This window comes from Ferdinandcohnia sp. FSL W7-1320, from assembly GCF_038050315.1.
Lineage (GTDB): Bacteria > Bacillota > Bacilli > Bacillales > Bacillaceae_L > Ferdinandcohnia > Ferdinandcohnia aciditolerans.
In genome coordinates this window covers 1,260,321-1,279,954 of sequence record NZ_JBBPAM010000001.1, presented here as the reverse complement: position 1 = coordinate 1,279,954, position 19,634 = coordinate 1,260,321, and the positions used below count along the sequence as shown (strand labels likewise).

The 19,634-nt window shown below is 37.7% G+C and carries 19 protein-coding genes and 2 riboswitches; all 19 genes read right to left on the bottom strand.

What is annotated here, in order from left to right; genetic code table 11:
- Window positions 1-58: 58 nt before the first annotated feature.
- The 19 genes from sufU to NST91_RS06335 all read right to left on the bottom strand — a co-directional run bounded on the left by sufU (window position 59) and on the right by NST91_RS06335 (window position 19,577).
- Window positions 59-505, bottom strand: a complete 447-nt coding sequence (gene sufU / locus NST91_RS06425; protein ID WP_121446219.1) for a Fe-S cluster assembly sulfur transfer protein SufU — start codon at window positions 503-505, stop codon at window positions 59-61.
- Window positions 495-1,715, bottom strand: coding sequence for a cysteine desulfurase (locus NST91_RS06420; RefSeq protein ID WP_341330496.1), 1,221 nt, complete (start codon window positions 1,713-1,715; stop codon window positions 495-497). The genes sufU and NST91_RS06420 overlap by 11 nt, the downstream gene beginning before the upstream one ends.
- On the bottom strand, window positions 1,715-3,022 hold the full coding sequence (sufD, locus tag NST91_RS06415) for a Fe-S cluster assembly protein SufD (RefSeq protein WP_341330495.1): 1,308 nt from the start codon (window positions 3,020-3,022) through the stop codon (window positions 1,715-1,717). Before sufD ends, NST91_RS06420 begins: the two co-directional genes overlap by 1 nt.
- A gap of 17 nt (window positions 3,023-3,039) precedes the next feature.
- The gene (gene sufC, locus NST91_RS06410; RefSeq protein ID WP_341330494.1) at window positions 3,040-3,825 is read right to left on the bottom strand and encodes a Fe-S cluster assembly ATPase SufC; all 786 of its coding nucleotides are present in this window, start codon (window positions 3,823-3,825) and stop codon (window positions 3,040-3,042) included.
- A gap of 372 nt (window positions 3,826-4,197) precedes the next feature.
- Window positions 4,198-4,347 carry a YuzK family famiily protein gene (locus NST91_RS06405; protein ID WP_341330493.1) on the bottom strand — a complete coding sequence of 50 codons (150 nt, stop codon included), beginning with the start codon at window positions 4,345-4,347 and terminating at the stop codon, window positions 4,198-4,200.
- Between the two features lie 267 nt (window positions 4,348-4,614).
- Window positions 4,615-5,457, bottom strand: a complete 843-nt coding sequence (locus NST91_RS06400) for a MetQ/NlpA family ABC transporter substrate-binding protein (protein ID WP_341330492.1) — start codon at window positions 5,455-5,457, stop codon at window positions 4,615-4,617.
- 16 nt (window positions 5,458-5,473) lie between these two features.
- Window positions 5,474-6,073 (bottom strand): methionine ABC transporter permease, encoded by a 600-nt coding sequence (locus NST91_RS06395; protein WP_246006403.1) that lies wholly within the window; start codon window positions 6,071-6,073, stop codon window positions 5,474-5,476.
- 97 nt (window positions 6,074-6,170) lie between these two features.
- Complete coding sequence (locus NST91_RS06390; RefSeq protein WP_341330490.1) at window positions 6,171-7,196, bottom strand: methionine ABC transporter ATP-binding protein; 1,026 nt, start codon at window positions 7,194-7,196, stop codon at window positions 6,171-6,173.
- Window positions 7,197-7,347: 151 nt separating this feature from the next.
- A riboswitch (SAM riboswitch) is annotated at window positions 7,348-7,455 on the bottom strand.
- 105 nt (window positions 7,456-7,560) lie between these two features.
- A complete protein-coding gene (locus tag NST91_RS06385) occupies window positions 7,561-8,883 on the bottom strand; it encodes an O-acetylhomoserine aminocarboxypropyltransferase/cysteine synthase family protein (protein ID WP_341330489.1) in 1,323 nt (440 codons plus the stop codon).
- A gap of 70 nt (window positions 8,884-8,953) precedes the next feature.
- Window positions 8,954-9,054, bottom strand: a riboswitch (SAM riboswitch).
- Window positions 9,055-9,243: 189 nt separating this feature from the next.
- Entirely contained in the window at window positions 9,244-10,644 is a 1,401-nt protein-coding gene (locus NST91_RS06380) for an MFS transporter (protein WP_341333495.1), read from the bottom strand.
- 49 nt (window positions 10,645-10,693) lie between these two features.
- Window positions 10,694-11,470 (bottom strand): TerC family protein, encoded by a 777-nt coding sequence (locus NST91_RS06375; protein ID WP_341330488.1) that lies wholly within the window; start codon window positions 11,468-11,470, stop codon window positions 10,694-10,696.
- Between the two features lie 200 nt (window positions 11,471-11,670).
- Window positions 11,671-11,976, bottom strand: a complete 306-nt coding sequence (locus NST91_RS06370) for a thioredoxin family protein (protein WP_341330487.1) — start codon at window positions 11,974-11,976, stop codon at window positions 11,671-11,673.
- Between the two features lie 79 nt (window positions 11,977-12,055).
- Complete coding sequence (locus tag NST91_RS06365; RefSeq protein ID WP_121446229.1) at window positions 12,056-12,409, bottom strand: toprim domain-containing protein; 354 nt, start codon at window positions 12,407-12,409, stop codon at window positions 12,056-12,058.
- Window positions 12,410-12,556: 147 nt separating this feature from the next.
- The gene (locus NST91_RS06360) at window positions 12,557-12,802 is read right to left on the bottom strand and encodes a YusG family protein (protein ID WP_341330486.1); all 246 of its coding nucleotides are present in this window, start codon (window positions 12,800-12,802) and stop codon (window positions 12,557-12,559) included.
- A gap of 143 nt (window positions 12,803-12,945) precedes the next feature.
- Window positions 12,946-13,329 (bottom strand): glycine cleavage system protein GcvH, encoded by a 384-nt coding sequence (gene gcvH / locus NST91_RS06355; protein WP_341330485.1) that lies wholly within the window; start codon window positions 13,327-13,329, stop codon window positions 12,946-12,948.
- Between the two features lie 109 nt (window positions 13,330-13,438).
- Window positions 13,439-13,798 (bottom strand): arsenate reductase family protein, encoded by a 360-nt coding sequence (locus tag NST91_RS06350; RefSeq protein WP_341330484.1) that lies wholly within the window; start codon window positions 13,796-13,798, stop codon window positions 13,439-13,441.
- Between the two features lie 194 nt (window positions 13,799-13,992).
- On the bottom strand, window positions 13,993-15,777 hold the full coding sequence (locus NST91_RS06345) for an acyl-CoA dehydrogenase FadE (RefSeq protein ID WP_341330483.1): 1,785 nt from the start codon (window positions 15,775-15,777) through the stop codon (window positions 13,993-13,995).
- A 55-nt stretch (window positions 15,778-15,832) separates the two neighbouring features.
- The gene (locus NST91_RS06340) at window positions 15,833-17,011 is read right to left on the bottom strand and encodes an acetyl-CoA C-acetyltransferase (protein ID WP_341330482.1); all 1,179 of its coding nucleotides are present in this window, start codon (window positions 17,009-17,011) and stop codon (window positions 15,833-15,835) included.
- A gap of 181 nt (window positions 17,012-17,192) precedes the next feature.
- Window positions 17,193-19,577, bottom strand: coding sequence for a 3-hydroxyacyl-CoA dehydrogenase NAD-binding domain-containing protein (locus NST91_RS06335; RefSeq protein ID WP_341330481.1), 2,385 nt, complete (start codon window positions 19,575-19,577; stop codon window positions 17,193-17,195).
- Window positions 19,578-19,634: the final 57 nt, after the last annotated feature.

Genomic DNA, 19,634 nt, shown 5'->3' with positions numbered 1-19,634 from the left:
TCTACTTCACTCCATTCTATGTGAGGAATCCTCATAACAAAATGTTAGGAGAAATCAATCACGATTCATTTTGTTCGTTCTTAAATCCCTTTTCCATTGCCTTCCAAGCTAATGTCGCACATTTAATACGTGCTGGGAATTTTGAAACGCCCTGAAGTGCTTCAATGTCTCCTAAATCAATGCTATCATCATATTCTTTTCCTAGCATCATTTCTGAGAAGATTTGTGACATTTTTAATGCATCTTCAATTTTTCTGCCTTTAATCGCTTGAGTCATCATTGATGCGGATGACATTGAAATGGAACAACCTTCTCCATCGAATTTAGCATCTTGAACGACTCCATCATCAACTTTTAATGTAAGATGAATTCGGTCTCCACAGGTTGGGTTATTCATATCAATTGTTAATGCCCCATCTTGGATAACTCCTCGATTTCTTGGCTTTTTATAATGATCCATTATTACTTGTCGGTACAAGGTATCAAGGTTTATTCTAGAATCCATTGCTGAAATACTCCTTTGTTTTTATGAGTCCTTCAACTAGTTTATCAATTTCTTCTTCTGTATTATAGAGGTAAAAACTTGCACGGGCAGTTGCTGATACCTTTAACCATTTCATAAGTGGTTGGGCACAGTGATGTCCAGCTCTTACAGCAATACCTTCAGCATCTAGAACAGTTGCAACATCGTGTGGGTGGACATCTTCAATATTGAAAGTTACTACTCCCGCACGATGCTTAGGGCCATAAATAGTTAAACCCTCTACTTGTGACAATCGCTCGATAGCATGTGATGCTAACTTGTGCTCATGCGCAAGAATATTGTCTAAACCAATATCTTCTAAAAAGTCGATTGCAGCACCTAAACCAATTGCTCCTGCAATAATAGGAGTTCCAGCTTCAAATTTCCATGGGAGCTCTTTCCATGTTGATTCGTATAGGTCAACGAAATCGATCATTTCCCCACCTGTTTCAACTGGCTCCATTTTTTCAAGCAATGCTTTTTTGCCATATAATACACCGATACCAGTAGGTCCGCACATTTTATGGCCTGAAAAAGCTAGGAAGTCACAATCGAGGTCTTTTACATCGATTTTTAGATGTGGCGCAGCTTGTGCTCCATCAACAACCATGACAGCACCATTTCGGTGTGCAATTTCTGCAATTTCTTTAATTGGATTTATTGCACCAAGAACGTTAGAGACCATCATCACAGCAACAATTTTTGTCTGACTCGTAACAATATCTTCAACATCCTTGAGATCAATCGAACCATCCTCTTGTAGAGGAATATACTTTAACTTCGCACCTGTTCGTTTAGCAATTTGTTGCCAAGGAATAATATTGGCATGGTGCTCCATATAGGTAATGACAATCTCATCGCCCTCACCGAGATTATCGCGTCCATAACTTGCTGCAATTGTATTGATTGCAGATGTTGTTCCCCGGGTAAAAATAACCTCTTGAATAGAAGATGCATTGATAAATTTTCTAACTTTTTCACGTGCATTCTCATAAGCATCAGTTGCTTTTGTACCTAGGGTGTGAACACCACGGTGAACATTTGAATTGTATTCTCGATAATAGCGATCCAGCGTTTCGATTACAGTAACAGGTTTTTGAGATGTAGCAGCGCTGTCTAAATAGACAAGCGGTTTTCCATTTACCTCTTGATGTAAGATTGGGAACATGGAACGAATATCTTGGATATTCATTATTTTACTTTCCTTTCAATTACCTCAACAAGTTGTTTCTTAACTCCTTCAATTGGAAGTTGGTTTACAACAGGTGCAAGGAAACCATGAATGACTAGGCGCTCTGCTTCCATCTGTGGAATACCACGGCTCATTAAGTAATATAATTGAACAGGGTCAACCCTACCAACAGATGCAGCGTGACCTGCTGTTACATCATCTTCATCAATAAGTAAAATTGGATTTGCATCTCCACGTGCTTTTTCGCTAAGCATCAATACTCTTGATTCTTGTTCAGCATTCGATTTAGAAGCGCCATGTTCGATATGCCCAATACCATTAAAGATAGAGCTTGCGCTATCCTTCATAACACCATGTTTAAGAATATATCCTTCAGAATTCTTACCATGGTGAGTAATTCTTGTCGTAAAGTTCTGCTTTTGCTCGCCACGACCTACAACAACGGTCTTTGTATCAGCATATGAGCCGTCTCCAACTAAGTTAGTGATATTTTCGGAAATGGTATCACCATCATTCATAAGTCCGAGAGCCCATTCAACTTTACTGTCACGACCGATTACTCCACGACGAGTTACGTAAGTTGTGTTTCCTGTAGCTAAAGCATCAACAGCTCCGTAAGTAACTTTAGCATTGCTGCCTGCTATAACTTCTGAAACAATATTTACAACTGTATTTGCAGAATCTGTTGTAGAAATATAGTTTTCAACATAAGTAACTGAACTATTATCTTCAGCAACTACGATTACATGGTTAAATAGTGCGGATGCACCATTCTCTTGAATAAATACAGTTTGAAGTGGAACGGACACTTCAACATTCTTAGGAACATAAACAAATGCACCACCATTAACCAATGCAGCATGCAGTGCAGTTAGACGGTGTTCATCAACCTTGACGGCTTCTTTCATAAAATACTTTTGAAGAAGGTCACTATGTTCACGAGCAGCTGTATGAATATCAGTAAAAATAACACCACTTGCTTTTAAATCATCTGAAAGTGAGATAAAGGCTGGAGTGTTGTCACGTTGAATATATATATTCTTATCTTCTTCAACATGAATTAATGATTTAATTTCTTCAGGTAGTTCGTCAATTGAGTTATAAGGTGCACTTTCCACAACATGATTTGCAAATTGTGTAAAGTTCCATTTATCAATTTTTGTTTTATCCGGTCTTGGCATTGGAAGGTCTTCTGCTTTTTCAAGAGCTTGTAAGCGAAGTTCCTGTAACCAGCTTGGTTCACCAAGAGTAGACGAAAAACCTCTGACATAATCTTTATCAAATGGTAATTTCGTATCGATTGTCATAATAATCCTCCTTACGCTTACGCTTCTTGACCTACAGTTTCATCTTCGATTCCTAATTCTTTCTTAATCCAATCATATCCTTCAGCTTCTAGTCGTTGTGCAAGTTCTGGTCCACCTGATTTCACAATACGTCCTTGCATCATTACATGAACTTTATCTGGTGTAATATAGTTAAGTAAGCGTTGGTAGTGAGTGATAATTAAGCAACCAAACTCTTCTCCGCGCATTTCATTAATTCCTTTAGAAACAACCTTCAACGCATCGATATCAAGTCCTGAGTCAATCTCATCAAGGATTGCAATCTTAGGCTCTAACATCATTAATTGTAGGATTTCGTTACGTTTCTTTTCCCCACCTGAGAAGCCCTCGTTAAGGTAACGTTGAGCCATGTCAGGATCCATTTCTAGATATTCCATGTTTTTATCCATTGTACGGATGAATTTCATTAATGAAATTTCATCACCTTCTTCACGACGTGCATTAATTGCAGAACGAAGGAAGTCTGCGTTTGTTACACCATTGATTTCACTTGGATATTGCATTGCTAAGAAAAGTCCAGCGCGTGCACGCTCATCAACTTCCATTTCTAACACATCTTCACCATCAAGAGTGATGCTTCCGCTTGTTACTTCATATTTAGGGTGGCCCATGATTGCAGATGATAAAGTTGACTTACCTGTACCATTTGGTCCCATGATTGCGTGAATTTCTCCACCGTTTATTTCAAGGTTAACCCCTTTTAAAATCTTCTTGCCTTCGATTTCGACATGAAGATCCTTAATAACTAAAGTTGATCCTGCCATAACTACTACCTCCATTAAACGAAAATATTTTGTATAGTATTGACACATTAAGTCAAAACTTCATTCTCATTTTATTCTCATTACAATCTTATATCAAATTCAAAGTGATATCAACCTTTACACATTCACACTCGTGATACATTTTTTTAATATAAGTTTTGTTGTATTATGCATTAAATGAGAAGAAAAAATTTAAATCTTGTCCAACAATTAAGATAACATAAATTACAAGGATATGTAAGGGAGAATAGATGTTATCCAATGGTAAGTATTCAAATCCTCAGTATATTTTTCACAGATTCCGATAATTCATTCTATAATATAGAAACCCAGTGTGGTGGGCACTGGGTTTCGCAATCGTAATATATCTATTTAGATGTTCACTTTGCCTATTTGAGCAATAATCATTAGACCTTGTTTATAGTCCTTTTCTCGATTAACCTCAACCCGCATACGCTCTTTGAACTTTCGACAGTAATCTTTGTAACCAATCCCATGTGCCTGATGCATTGCCTTTTCCATTTCGCCCGTATAATTCAAACGGATTTGATTGATATTGGACCAATCCCTTCTTTTTTATCGTGCTTACTTGCACATATTTAATGCTATCACCATCATCCTTTTGCCTCAACAGCTTGATTTCGGAGTATTTAAAGCTCCCAATCCTTATTTGACTAAATGGATAACACTAGGAACACAGGAGATACAATTCAATCAATTTCCTTTGTTTTCCTCGAGAATATTCAAAAATCGAAAAGAGGCTTACCAATAGGCAAGCCTCTTTTGTTATTATTCAACTACAGTAACAGCACCAGCGTATTTTTCTTCAATAAACTTTTGAATTTCTTCAGATTTTAACACTTCTACTAGTGCTTTGATTTCTTCTCGATCTTCATCGCCCTTATTCACAACAACGAGGTTTGCAGGTACTACATCATCACCTTCAAAGGCAATACCGTCTTCTGCAATATTCACTCCACCTTCAAGAGCGTAGTTTGTGTTAATTACAACCGCATCTCCTTCACCATTTTCAAAGGATGTAGCAAGAAGTTTTGCTTCAATTAATGTAGAAAAATCTAGATTTTTTGGATTTTCGACGATGTCTTCAACTCTTGCTTGATCGCCAACCCCTTCTTTAAGTTTGATAATACCTTCTCTTTCAAAAATCGGTAAAATACGGCCATGGTCACTAAAAGAGTTACTCATAATAATTTTTGCACCATCTGGTAGCTCCTTTAAACTTTTGTATTCTTTAGAATAAATCCCAATAGGCTCTTTATGAATTTCTCCAACACTTACAAAGTCAAAGTCAGGGTTGTCCTTTAGTTGCAGGTCTAAATAACCTGGTGTTTGGAAGTAGTTTGCATCAAGTTCTTTTTCATGCAATGCAACGTTCGGTAAAATATAGTCTGTAAAAACTTCTATTTCAAGGTCAATTCCTTTATCTTTTAATAAAGGTTTTGCTTGTTCAAGGACTTCTGCATGTGGAACAGCTGACGCACCTACAACAAGCTTTTTATTTCCTTCTGCTTCTTGAGTGTCTCCTCCATCACCAGCATCGTCATTTCCGCCACAAGCAACTAGGGCAAATGAAAGTAGTCCAAATAGTAGTACATAAAGTAATTTTTTCATTGTGTTTTTCCTCCTGTTATCTCTTGTCTGTATGTTTTGTAAAGAAATCACCCACAAATTGAATGATAAATACCAATATTAGTATTGCAACAGTAGCAATAAATGTAATGATCGGTTTATTGCTCTGGAAACCATATAAATATGCAAAATGTCCTAACCCACCTGCACCGATAACTCCAGCCATTGCGGTAAAGCTTACTAATGAGATCGCAGTAACGGTAATCCCAGAAATTAGGGCTGGTAAAGATTCAGGAATTAACACTTTAAAAATGATTGTCGAGTTAGTAGCTCCCATTGAATGAGAAGCCTCAATAACTCCTTTATCGATTTCACGCAAAGCAATTTCAACCATTCTGGCATAAAACGGTGCTGACCCTATAATCAAAGATGGTAACGCAGCATTTGGTCCTAGCATGGAACCCATCATAATTTTCGTGAAAGGTATCAATAGGACAATCAGGATGATGAATGGTATGGAACGAAAAATATTAACAAATGCAGATACAATCCGATTCACCACTGTATTTTCCCATGCATTTCCTTTATCTGTTAAAAAGAGAACTAAACCTAAAAATAAACCAATTATAAAAGTAGCAAGCACGGAGATTGAGGTCATGTATAAAGTCTCTAAAGTTGCTTCCCAAAGATTCCCCCAATTGAGTGCTTGATAATCATTAACTTGTTTTTCCCATTTAAGTAATTCTTGAAATTGTTCAAGCATTTTCAATCACCTCAGCTTCTACTCGTTGTTGTCGAATAAATTCGATGGCTGAAGTGACTTCATTAGCATCACCATCAAGATGTATAAATAATGTTCCATAAGATCCATTTTGGGTTTGTGAAATTTTCCCTTGTAAAATATTCACTTCCACCTTAAAATCTCGGATTAATCTTGTAATTAATGGCATTTCAGCATCTTCACCAACAAAGCTAAGCTGAACCATTTTTCCATTTGGATAACGATCTAATAAATTCTCAACCGTTTCTTTTGTTTCTTCAGGCTCTGTCACTTGCTGAACGAAGCGTTTTGTAATGTTGGCTTGAGGCTTTTTAAATACATCAAGCACTCTTCCCTGTTCAACAAACTTCCCATTTTCCATTACTGCAACTCGATGACAGATTTTACGAATCACATGCATTTCATGGGTAATTAATACGATTGTTAACCCTAAACGCTCATTAATATCAACTAGCAAGTCCAAAATAGAGTCAGTTGTTTGAGGGTCTAATGCAGATGTTGCTTCATCACATAGTAAAACCTTCGGATTATTGGCAAGTGCTCTTGCAATTCCAACCCTTTGCTTTTGACCACCACTTAGCTGTGATGGGTAAGCATCTTCTCTTCCTTCCAGTCCTACAAGCTTAATAAGCTCATTTACCCGTTCTTCTCTTTTAGTTCTTGGCACCTTTGCAATCTCCAGGGGAAAGGAGATATTTTCCCTAACTGTTCGCGACCATAGTAGGTTAAAGTGCTGAAAGATCATACTTATTTCTTTACGAGCATCACGTAATGCTTTTCCTTTAATGGACGTGATATTATGACCAGCAACAGAAATATTCCCTTCTGTTGGAGTTTCAAGCCCATTCAATAAACGGATGAGTGAACTTTTACCCGCGCCACTGTATCCAATGATTCCGAAAATTTCACCTTCATTTATCTGAAGGTCAATATTGTTAACTGCTGTTACAGAATTTGTATTTGTTTGATAAATCTTTTTAACATTTTTTAGTGTTATCACGTTGTCACACCTTCTATTCAGAGAAAACTATGTTTAGTGTATGCGATAATGTAAATAAATAAAGATAATAATTATTCAAATATGCCACGCATATAAAAATAAATGCCTTTCTGCAAAAACGAGCAGAAAGGCACAATTTTGTGATTCCTTCCTCTCATCTTCCAAAGCCCAAAGCTTTGTGTGAATTGGCACCTTTTCAACAGACGTTGACGGTTGCTGGGTTTCATCGGGCACATCCCTCCACCACTCTAAATAAGAGTTATCAGATTTATTTAATTTTTATTATCATACTAAAACAACACGAGAGTAATCTTATCATCTCTATATAAGGGTGTCAACGAAAATATTGTGAACAATTTTTCAGTTATGCAGTCGGCACTGATAAGGCTGAACTGGTTCCATTTGCAGCTTTAATGGCTTGCTCTAAATCTTCTAAAATATCTTCCACATTTTCAATACCAACAGATAAGCGGACTAAGTCCTCTGATACACCAGATGCCTTTAAGTCTTCTGGGCTCAATTGTTGGTGTGTAGTACTAGCAGGGTGAATAATTAAGCTTTTTGCATCTCCTACATTTGCAACATGTGACCAAAGCTCAACACTATTGATTAGCTTTTCGCCAGCTTCTCTTCCACCTTTAATACCGAATACAATTACCGCTCCTGCACCTTTTGGTAAATATTTATCAGCTAGTTGTTTATTTGGATGGTCCTCTTCACCTGGATACAACACCCATTCAACCCCAGGGTGATTTTTAAGATAAGAAACAACTTTTTTCGTATTCGCAATATGCTCCTTCATTCGAACATGCAATGTTTCTAAACCTAAATTGAATTGGAATGAATTATATGGACTAATAGCTGGACCTAAATCACGTAGTAGTTGAACTCTTGCTTTAATTATAAAGGCTACTGGTCCCAATGCTTCCGCAAAGACTAAATCATGATAACTAGGATCTGGAGTTGTAAATCCAGGGAACTTTGGTGAATTCCAATCGAATTTACCTCCGTCTACTATAATTCCACCCATGGTTGTTCCATTACCTAGTAACCATTTTGTAGCTGAATGGATAACAATGTCTGCTCCATGCTCAATTGGTCTACATAAATATGGTGTTGCAAAAGTATTGTCAACAATTAGTGGAATACCTGCTTCATGAGCAATGTTAGCAACTGCCTCAATATCTAGTATATCTAAGCTAGGGTTTCCGATTGTTTCAGCAAAGATTGCTTTTGTATTTGGTGTTATTGCTTGACGGAAATTTTCAGGATTTTTTGGATCTACTAAATGCGTTTTAATTCCATATTTAGGTAGAGTATTAGCAAATAGATTATACGTTCCACCGTATAAAGTAGAAGCAGATACAATCTCATCTCCTGCTCCCGCAATGTTAAGGATTGAAGTCGTAATGGCTGCCATTCCGCTAGCAACTGCTAATGCACCTACTCCACCTTCTAATTGAGCTACTCTTTCTTCAAAAACAGTAGTAGTTGGGTTGTGGATTCGAGTATAAATATAACCGTTTTCCTTTAATCCAAAGAGATTTGCTGCATGTTCAGTAGTATTAAATTTGAACGCATTTGATTGGTAGATAGGAACTGCTCTAGCACCGGTTACTGGATCTGCCTCAAGACCCCCATGTATTGCAATCGTTTCTGGTCTGAAATTTTTTTGTTTTTCACTCATATTAATCTCTCCCTCTTTGATTAAATAAAAAAACCTCTTCGATAAGAAGAGGTTGTATGTATGGTCTCTCTTCTTATCTTTCAGGCAAAAAAAGCCTGCTGGATTTAGCACCGTGTAAATACCGGTTGCCGGGTTTCATAGGGCCATTCCCTCCACCACTCTTGATAAGATAAACTATTAAGTTTTTACTTTTATGATTAATTTGATGTTAACCCTTTTTCATTCACAAGTCAATGAAAATATTTTGAAAAAACAAGATATTCCAAATTACTTGTATTTTTTGTGAAAATCGACAACACTAATTAAACATTCATGTTAATGCTACAAAATTCGTCCATTTTTCCCGGGAAATACGACATATTAAGATATTTTCGCGATTTGTTTTTCCTCTTTCTGAAAGGATTTCCCAGTAAAAACAAATAGGAAATAGAGAGAACCTATTAAATATAAGACAGATGTAATTGTAAAAACATAAGCATAGCCCCAATAAGCACCATACAGCATCACAATCGAGGTTGATATTGGCCCCATTAAAGCCCAGCCTAATGAAAATACCATTTGGTTAACAGAGTTGGCCAGTCCTTTCATAGAATCATCAACCCGCCCCATAACAAGAGATGCTTGGATCGGGTTTCCTGCATTCATTAAGGCTTGTCTAAATAAAAAGCCAATGGCCGCTATGTAAAGATTTTCGGTATACCCTGTCAGCAAGAGGAAAGGCAATGATGATAGTTGTAGATAAACAACTGCTCGAACTTCTCCTACCTTACTAACAATGGCTGGTCCAATAATCATCGCGATCGCTGTTGCTGCTTGTCCCAATGATAAAATGAGACCAATTACTGTATTACTTGCTAAAAACCGGTCAGCAAAATACAAATTTAGGTAAGGAATAACTAATCCTGATCCAAACCCTATGATCATTTGAGCAAATGCAAACATCGCAATTAACTTTATTTGTGATTTATTTGTTCGCAGCTTCTGCCTAAATGACGCCACTGTTTTAATCTCAGGTTGTTTCCTTGGCTGTTCATTCATTTTAAGTATCGGTAAAATACCAGCCATATAAATGATAGTTGCAATTAATAATGTGATTCTTACACTCCAAAGTCCACTCAAATGAAAGATAAATTGAAAGGCATCAGAAAATGCCCCTCCCGCAATATTTCCTACTACTTGTGCGGCCATCATGATTGCTGAATGAAAACTAAAAAGGTGAACCCTTTGTGAAGATGTGGAGTTTTCCGCTAACCACGGGATTCCAGATACTTGAATAAATGCAGTCGACACCCCTGTAATAAATGCAGTTCCAATCAGTAACTGATCAATTTCTAGTATACTTCTAGCAAAAAAGGCGAATGTAGAAATCGCAACTCCAAGAACCATCACTTTCTTTCTGCCAAATTTATCACTCATAAGCCCTGCGGGTACGAGAATTAAGGCAGATGCTAAAGCAGTCATTGCAATAATTGTTCCGTTCGTTTGCTCGGAGTAACCTAGCTCTCTTACATAAAAGTTATACATGATTGTGTACATACCCATGCCTAATTGTGTAAAAACAGTTGCTAGGATAAATCGTTTGATGTTTTGATTGTATGCTTTATATTGCGTTTTCCATCCGGTGACAATGCTCATATGTGCTCCTATAATTATGTGATAAATATGATATTTCGACTCCCTAAATATCATACAACTTTTTAGACAAATTGCAATATACCGAATACAAAAATGATGTATATTTTTAAAATAAATAAAAGCGATAACCCAATTGGATTATCGCAGTTAAACAGACATTATTCTTTCGCTTTTTTTATGCATTGCCTTCTTGAAGCGTTTTCTTATTACTTGGTGCAAACCAACCGAGTAGTGCAATGCCAACTAATACTCCATAGAAGATAATTGTCCAAACAGTACTATGCGGGAAATCATGGTCTAAAATACCAATATCCTCATGAGCAAGGGTAATTACAGCAAGTTTGACACCGACCCAGGCGACAATTGCATATGCGGTTGTTTCCAATGCAGGTCGCTTCTCAAGAAGTTGCACAAACCAAGTTGCAGCAAACTTAATCAATACGAGGCCAGCAATACCCCCAAGAAGAATAACAATGAATTGCCCTCCATCCATACCACCGAAATTGCCAAGAGGTGATTCTGGAAGACCAAGGGCTAGAGCAACCGCAGCTAAGATTGAATCAATAGCAAAAGCAAGATCCGCTAATGCAATTTTTCCTACAGTTGGCCAAAATCCTTTACCAGCAGATTCTTTTTCATCATCCTTATGAATGTCCTTATTTTCCTTACCAAACTTTGCTTGGATGATATGCTTTAATCCTAAATAAAGAAGATAAGCTGCCCCTATCGCTTGTATTTGCCAAACGTTTGCTATAAAGGAAATAGCAAAAAGTGCTCCAAAACGGAAAACAAAAGCCATGAGTATTCCGTAATTGATTGCCTTTTTTTTCTGTTCTTCAGGTAAATGCTTGGCTATGATTGCTAGAACTAGAGCATTGTCCGCTGATAATAACCCTTCCAAACCAATTAGGATTAACAATGCCCAGGCATATTCAAGCCATATTGACTCCATGAATGTCTCCCCCAACTTTTAGGAAATTTCCAATTCATGAGTTTCCCTTTTTTATAGTACTCTTTTTAGTATGAGTACAAAGAAGCACGATAAACGGAGTTGTTTTAGGTAATATGTTTAAAATTTTCCTTGGGTAGAAAATTGTAAGGCATAGCACATTCAATAAAAAAACCCAAGAATGCTGATATCCATTCCTGGGCTTATGTTTTTGATAAGATTTCAACCAAGTAAGGAACTGAGTGAAAGGCATAATACTTTTGCGCAACTTTTCCTTCTTTTACATGCATTAAACAAGGAACACTTTCAATTTGCCAATTGATTGCTTTCTTTGGTAAATAATTAAGATCGCTCTTACCGATTATTACGTTTGGTAACAATTCAGCGACGACAGTCATCATTTTCGAAGCTACCTGACAGGTTCCGCACATCGGAGTGAATAAATAAAGCCAAAACTCCCCCGTGTTCGTGAGGTGAGTATCAATTTCGTGTTCATTCCATTCCTTCATCTTTACAACAACCTTTTATCTTGTTAATTGTTGTTTATTTTACCATAATTATTGAAAAAGTATAGGATACACGCTTGGCCTAAAGTAAGTATTCAGCGTGCACATCTATGTTTGCTGAAAGTAGTACCGTAGCAATATGTTGTTCAGGGGCAGTCGCAACCTCCCGATACATTTTATCGATAAACAAATGCCGTGCTTCTGGAAACTCGCGTTTAAACTGTTTTCTAAGCTTATCTCCTGCACGGTCGGCATCAACTAAGATATAAACATCTTTATTAAACAAATGCTCAATTAATTCGTCCAGTTTGGAGATACTAATCGTTCCGTTAGTACAAATAATCTCAACTGGTTCATTCACAACCGCTTCGACTTTCTTTTTATCTGTTCTCCCCTCAACAATGATTACTTTTTCATTATCGTCAAAAGCCACCATTTCATCACCTTGTTTCAAGTGTACATTAATCTGATATATACTTCTTCGATGTATACAACTGCTTTTCCTTCATTTTATAGCGAAGAATATAATTTGGTGAATCATAAGGAAACAATAGGGAAAAAAAGACAGTGGGTAACCACTGTCTTAACACCAACCATTTTCATCATCACAATCGACATATTTCATATCTGGGTTAGAAGGTATATCAGCATATGTGAAAATTTTGCTCTCTTCTTGCTCATATCCCTGCTTTAATTCATATTGAGCCCCTTCATTTGTAAAACGGATCTTTCCGATTTGTTCTTTTTCAACATATAATTTCATTTCATTATCTCCAAGCTTTCCAACCACTCGGTCAGTCACTTCAATTCGAGTATGTTTCAATACCATTACGAACACCCTTCCATCGGTATTTAATTTTAGAGTGTCCATTAAGAGAAACTTCATTCTGTTTGTCATTGTCCTTGTAGGGATAAAAAAAGAAAAGAGCCGATAGGAACTTTTTCCTGTTTTCGGCTCTTTTTATAGAAATCTTAGTCTTCTTTTATCATTTCTTCATATTGTTCAGCTGTCATTAGATTTTCAATATCACCAGCATTTGCAGGCTCAATTACGATCATCCAAGCTTTTTCATATGGAGATTCGTTTACGAATTCTGGGCTGTCGTCAAGGTCTTCATTTATTTCTACAACTTTACCGCTGATAGGCGCATAAAGTTCAGAAACCGTTTTAACAGATTCAACACTACCGAATGGCTCATCTGCTTGTATTTCATCGCCTATCTCTGGTAGTTCAACGAATACGATATCACCTAACTCAGATTGTGCAAAATCAGTAATCCCAATGCGTACTTTTTCCCCTTCGACTTTCACCCATTCGTGTTCTTCAGAATAACGTAATTCTTTTGGCGTGCTCATCTTGTACCCTCCATTAATTCGATATTATGAAATAATTAGTGTCCATTTTGATGAATAGTCTCAATAAAATGGATTATGTAAAAGTCCTTATTAAGGTCTTTCATCCGATTTATTTTGCCCAAGTGCTTTCAAACTGAGCCTCATTAAAACCAACAGTTACCTTCTTACCATCGCTAGTGAGTGGGCGCTTAATTAGCATTCCATCAGAGGCTAAAAGTTCTAACAATTCATCCTCGGAGGCTGTACCAATTTTGTCCTTCAATCCAAGTTCACGGTATTTTTGACCACTTGTATTGAAGAATTTCTTTATTTCCAATCCACTTTTTTGGTACATTTCTTTTAATTGCTCTTTTGATGGGGGATTCTCCACAATATGTATGTCCTCAAAGGTAACCTGATGTTCTTCAAGCCATTTTTTCGCTTTTCGACAGGTTCCACATTTTGGATACCAGTAAAATGTTAAAGCCATATTCTCACCACCCCTACAACATACTCCCCAAATATTTTAACATATAAAATTTTGAAATAACAACGATTCTCTAGATTCCCAAGAATAATTTCGACTCATTTCTCGTTTATCCTGCTAAAAAAAGAAAAAACCCTCTTACTTCAAGAAAAAAAGCCCCTATTATAGGAGCTTTTTCTAGCCGTTCAAGTTGGGAATTACACAGTGTATTTTTCAGCCTCGATAAGTGTTGCCGCAATTTCGCGTTTTTTCGCAATTACATTTACAGGGGTATGACGAGTTAATTTACGGAGTGCAGATGTCATCATCCGTAAAACATCACCTTCTTCTGTTGCAACAAGTGTTTCTTTAGCATGAGCTTCAATTTCATTAAATGCTTCTTGAACAAATACTTGAGTATAAAGGATCTTTTGTTGATTTTTATCTTCACCTGATTTTTTGATTGCTTTTTCTGTACGAAGAACGACAGATTCCATCGCATAAATATTTGCAGCAATGTCGGCAATATTTGCAAGAATCTCTTGTTCTTTCTCAAGTTTAGGACCAAATTTTTGTGCTGCAAGCCCAGCTATCATAAGGCCAATCTTCTTCGCATTGCGAACTAGAAATTTCTCTTGTTCTAGAACGCCCTCGCCCACCTCTTCAGGCATCAGCATCATTAGCTCCTCTTGTAGCTGTGTAGCTTTTTCAAGTAAAGGCAATTCCCCTTTTAATGCCTTACGTAGGAATGTTCCAGGAACAAGTAGACGGTTGATTTCATTTGTTCCTTCAAAAATACGGTTAATTCGAGAATCTCGGTATGCTCTTTCGATTTCGTACTCCTGCATAAATCCATAGCCACCATGGATTTGAACACCTTCATCAACGACATAGTCTAACACTTCAGTGTTGAAGAATTTATTAATTGAGCACTCAATTGCATATTCAGCAATTGATTTTGCAACTTCTTTACCATTCTTTACTTCTTCTTCGGATAATTGGCCCATACGGTCTTCAAAATAACCAACTGTACGATACACGCTAGATTCAGCCGCATATATCTTTGATGCCATATTCGCTAATTTTTCTTGGATAAGGCCAAACTTTGAAATTGGCGTTTTAAATTGTTGACGTTGGTTTGCATATTTTACAGCTAGTTCAAATGCACTTTTAGCACCGCCAACCGCACCTACACCTAGCTTATAACGACCGATATTTAAAATATTAAATGCAATTACGTGACCACGACCGACTTCACCTAAAAGGTTTTCGACTGGTACCAGTGCATCTTCGAGAATTAGTGTACGTGTTGAGGAACTTTTGATTCCCATTTTCTTTTCTTCAGCACCTGTTGAAACACCAGGAAACTCACGCTCAACTATAAATGCCGAAAATTTATCGCCATCAATTTTGGCATAGACAACAAATACATCCGCAAAGCCTGCATTTGTAATCCATTGCTTTTCACCATTTAATACATAGTGCGTCCCTTCTGCATTTAATTTTGCAGTCGTCTTTGCACCTAGAGCGTCGGAACCTGAACCAGGTTCTGTTAACGCATACGCTGCTAGTAGCTCACCTGTAGCTAATTTTGGAAGGTATTTTTGTTTTTGCTCTTCATTACCAAAAAGAACAATTGGAAGTGAACCAATTCCAACATGTGCTCCATGTGAAATAGAAAATCCGCCTGCTCTTGCCATTTTTTCAGCAATTAAAGCAGAGCTTACTTTGTCTAGACCTAATCCACCATACTCTTCTGGGACGTCTACACCTAAAAGACCAAGGTCCCCTGCGCTTTTCAATAATTTTACTGAGCGATCAAATTCATGGTTTTCAAGATACTCAACCTGTGGCAAAACTTCGTTTGCAATATAGTCTTCTGTAGTTTTTGCGATCATTTTATGTTCATCTGTATAATCTTCTGGTGTGAAGACACGGTCCGCTTCTAAATCTTCGATCAAAAAGCCCCCACCTAAAACGACTTTATCAGTTGCATTTGACATTTGGTTTCCCCCTAAAAGTTTTATTCAGAGGCTAACTCTTTGTTAGCCTTACTTTTTAAGCTAATAATTCAAACACTCCGGCAGCTCCCATACCGCCACCGATACACATTGTTACAACACCAAACTGTACATTACGTCGCTTCATTTCATGCATCAATGTAAGAGTTAATTTTGCTCCAGTACATCCAAGTGGGTGTCCGAGTGCAATTGCGCCACCATTTACGTTTACTTTATCTTCATCAAGTCCTAATTCACGAATAACTTGAAGAGATTGAGACGCGAATGCTTCGTTTAACTCAAATAACCCTATATCTGAGAGCTCAAGACCTGCATTTTTGAGTGCTTTAGGAATCGCTGCAACTGGACCAATACCCATAACTTCTGGTGGAACTCCAGCAACGGCAAACGATCTAAACTTCACGAATGGAGTCAGGCCAAGGCTCGTTGCTTTTTCACGGTCCATTACCATTACAGCAGCTGCACCATCGCTTGTTTGTGAAGCATTTCCTGCTGTTACTGAACCTGTCACTGAGAAAGCTGGTCTTAGTTTTGCAAGCACTTCAAGATTCGTATCTTCTCGGACACCTTCATCTTGAGAAAAAAGGATATGTTTTTCTACTAATTTATTATTTACATCCACATGACGAAAAGGTACGTCTACTGGAACTATCTCATCCACAAACTTACCAGCTTTAATAGCTGCAGCTGCCTTTTGATGACTTCTTACAGCAAAAGCATCTTGATCTTCACGACTTACACCGTATTTTACAGCGACCTGCTCTGCTGTATGGCCCATTCCCATATAGTATTCAGGTGCTGTTTCTGCAAGCCTCGCATTTGGACGGACAACATGGCCCATCATTGGTACTAGACTCATAGATTCTGCTCCACCAGCAATTGCGGTATCAGAATGTCCTATCATAATTTTTTCTGCTGCATAGGCAATAGATTGAAGTCCAGATGAACAATAACGATTAATCGTAATTGCCGGAATTGTATGTGACAATCCTGCCAATGCCCCTATATTTCTTGCCATATTTAAGCCCTGTTCTGCCTCAGGCATTGCACATCCGATGATTAAATCATCAATATTCCCTTCATAATTACCCGCTCGTTTTAATGTTTCTTTAACTACTAGTGCTCCTAAATCATCTGGTCTTACATTTGCTAGTGTACCTTTTTTCGCTTTTCCAACAGGGGTTCTCGCACCCGCTACGATGACTGCTTCTCTCAACACATTCCCTCCTAACTTTTTAAGGAAGGTAAAAGTACGGATAAAAATCTCTGTCGAATCTCTTCGTCACTCTGCCCCTACGGTCCTCACGTATTAATCCATACGCTCCGGTCCTCGCCGCTATCGTTCCTCGACCTTCTCGGATCTTTTCATCCTCCCTTTTACCTTTTATCTATGCTTATTAGTTACGTAATGGTTTTCCTTTTACAAGCATGTGTTGCATTCTAGCTTGCGTCTTTGGCTCACCGACAAGGCTAAGGAATGCTTCACGTTCAAGGTCTAATAAGTATTGTTCATCTACCTTAGTACCATATGGAACATTTCCACCTGCAAGTACCCAAGCAAGTTTTTTCGCGATCTTAAGGTCATGGTCTGAAATGTAACCAGAGTATTTCATTGCTTGTGCACCTAATAACAAGGTTGCGTATCCTGACTCACCAACAACCGGTACCTTCTTACGTACTGGAGCTTTGTACCCTTGTTCAGATAATGCTAACACTGATTTTTTCGCATCATGGATGAGATGATCTCCATTGAAGCTTATGCCGTCTTCTTTTGTTAAGAAGTTATTTGCACGTGCTTCATCGGCTGATGTTGAAACCTTCGCCATTGCTATTGTTTCGAAAACTTTGTTTGCGACATTTTGGAGATTTACCTCTACTCCTGATGGCATTCCTTGAAGATGGTTAAGGTAAAGTTCTTTATTTCCACCACCGCCAGGGATTACACCTACACCAACCTCTACTAGCCCCATATAGGTTTCACTTGATGCTTGAACCTTGGCAGCAGGTAAACAGATTTCTGCTCCTCCACCAAGTGTCATGCCAAATGGTGCTACGACCACTGGTTTTTCACTATATTTAATATTCATCATCGCTTGTTGGAACTGACGAACAACAAGTTCGATATCATAAAAATTGTCATCCTGGGCTTCCATTAAGATCATCGCTAGGTTAGCACCGACACAGAAATTTTTCGCCTGGTTACCAATCACTAAGCCTTTATAGTTTTTTGCCACTTCATCAATCGAGTGATTGATCATCTGAATAATATCGAATCCAATTGCATTATTTGGTGATGTGAATTCCAGAAGTGCTACATCATCTCCTAAATCTATTAAACTAGCACCACTATTTTTCTTAATGACGCCATTTGTTTCTTTAAATGTCTTGATATTTATATTCTTTGGATTTACCTTAACTGCTTTGTATTCTCCGTTATGGAAATAAGAAACAGAGTTATTTTCTTTTTTATAGAACGAAGTATGTCCGTTTGCTATCATTTCTTTAATCCACTCTGGCACTTGGGCACCTTCTGCTTCCATCTTCTTCACAGATTTTTCAAGGCCGATTGCATCCCACGTTTCAAATGGACCTAATTGCCAACCGAAGCCCCACTTCATTGCCTCATCAATAGCAACGATATCATCTGCAATTTCACCTAAAAGAGCGGCTGAATAGATAAGTGCTGGGCTGGTAATATTCCATAAAAGCTTTCCGGCACGATCCTCTGCGTATAATAGTGTCTTTAACTTATTAGCTGTTCCTTTCACTTGCTTTATGGAAGCAGTAACTGGAGTTTGTAGCTTTTTTCTCTCTTGGTATTGGAGAGTTTCAGGGTTTAATTCTAAAATCTCCTTACCTTTTTTCAGGAAGAAACCTTGCCCTGATTTACTTCCCAACCATCCTTTTTCCAACATGACTTTCATAAAGTCAGGAACATCGAAAACTTCTTTTTCTGCTCCCTCAACTTGTTCATAAACATTATTGGCTACGTGTATAAATGTATCTAGCCCAACAACATCGAGAGTACGGAATGTTGCGCTCTTCGGACGTCCAATCATTGGACCTGTAACTGAGTCTACTTCTCCTATGCTATATCCGCCTTTTAGCATTTCACGAACGGTAACAAGCAACCCATATGTTCCAATCCTGTTTGCGATGAAGTTTGGTGTATCCTTTGCTTCAACGACACCTTTTCCAAGTACATCCTCTCCAAATGTTTTCATAAAAGAAAGTACTTCTGGGCTTGTGTTTTTTGTTGGAATCACTTCAAGCAATTTTAAATAACGAGGTGGGTTGAAGAAGTGTGTTCCTAAAAAGTGTTTCTGAAAATCTTCTGAACGTCCTTCAGCCATAGCCTCAACCGAAATACCAGATGTATTTGAACTCACAATGCTTCCTGGCTTTCTTACATTATCGATTAGGCTAAAAACCTTTTTCTTAATTTCAAGGTTTTCAACAACCACTTCAATTATCCAGTCAACTTCCGAAAGCTTTTCCATATCATCTTCAAAGTTTCCAGTTGTGATTAGAGCGATATTTTCTTTAGAAGTAAGCGGAGCTGGCTTTTGTTTCAACAACTTTTGGACTGCTGAATCACTCAGACGATTTCGAACTTGTTTATCCTCTAATGTAAACCCTTTCTTTTTTTCTACTTCTAAAAGTTCACGAGGAACAATATCTAATAGTAATGTAGGTATTCCGAGATTAGCTAAGTGAGCAGCAATACCCGATCCCATAACTCCCGAACCAAGAACTGCAGCTCTTTTAATGCTTTGGATCATTCACAGTTTCCTCCTTTTATGCTTTTTGAACATTTGAATGAACACTCATTCATTTTC

Bases quoted from the DNA above. Each gene is read 5' to 3' on its own strand.
- sufU (WP_121446219.1), bottom strand. From the start codon at position 505: ATGGATTCTAGAATAAACCTTGATACCTTGTACCGACAAGTAATAATG.
- NST91_RS06420 (WP_341330496.1), bottom strand. From the start codon at position 1,715: ATGAATATCCAAGATATTCGTTCCATGTTCCCAATCTTACATCAAGAG.
- sufD (WP_341330495.1), bottom strand. From the start codon at position 3,022: ATGACAATCGATACGAAATTACCATTTGATAAAGATTATGTCAGAGGT.
- sufC (WP_341330494.1), bottom strand. From the start codon at position 3,825: ATGGCAGGATCAACTTTAGTTATTAAGGATCTTCATGTCGAAATCGAA.
- NST91_RS06405 (WP_341330493.1), bottom strand. From the start codon at position 4,347: ATGGAAAAGGCAATGCATCAGGCACATGGGATTGGTTACAAAGATTAC.
- NST91_RS06400 (WP_341330492.1), bottom strand. From the start codon at position 5,457: ATGAAAAAATTACTTTATGTACTACTATTTGGACTACTTTCATTTGCC.
- NST91_RS06395 (WP_246006403.1), bottom strand. From the start codon at position 6,073: ATGACCTCAATCTCCGTGCTTGCTACTTTTATAATTGGTTTATTTTTA.
- NST91_RS06385 (WP_341330489.1), bottom strand. From the start codon at position 8,883: ATGAGTGAAAAACAAAAAAATTTCAGACCAGAAACGATTGCAATACAT.
- NST91_RS06375 (WP_341330488.1), bottom strand. From the start codon at position 11,470: ATGGAGTCAATATGGCTTGAATATGCCTGGGCATTGTTAATCCTAATT.
- NST91_RS06370 (WP_341330487.1), bottom strand. From the start codon at position 11,976: ATGAAGGAATGGAATGAACACGAAATTGATACTCACCTCACGAACACG.
- NST91_RS06365 (WP_121446229.1), bottom strand. From the start codon at position 12,409: ATGGTGGCTTTTGACGATAATGAAAAAGTAATCATTGTTGAGGGGAGA.
- NST91_RS06360 (WP_341330486.1), bottom strand. From the start codon at position 12,802: ATGGTATTGAAACATACTCGAATTGAAGTGACTGACCGAGTGGTTGGA.
- gcvH (WP_341330485.1), bottom strand. From the start codon at position 13,329: ATGAGCACGCCAAAAGAATTACGTTATTCTGAAGAACACGAATGGGTG.
- NST91_RS06350 (WP_341330484.1), bottom strand. From the start codon at position 13,798: ATGGCTTTAACATTTTACTGGTATCCAAAATGTGGAACCTGTCGAAAA.
- NST91_RS06345 (WP_341330483.1), bottom strand. From the start codon at position 15,777: ATGTCAAATGCAACTGATAAAGTCGTTTTAGGTGGGGGCTTTTTGATC.
- NST91_RS06335 (WP_341330481.1), bottom strand. From the start codon at position 19,577: ATGATCCAAAGCATTAAAAGAGCTGCAGTTCTTGGTTCGGGAGTTATG.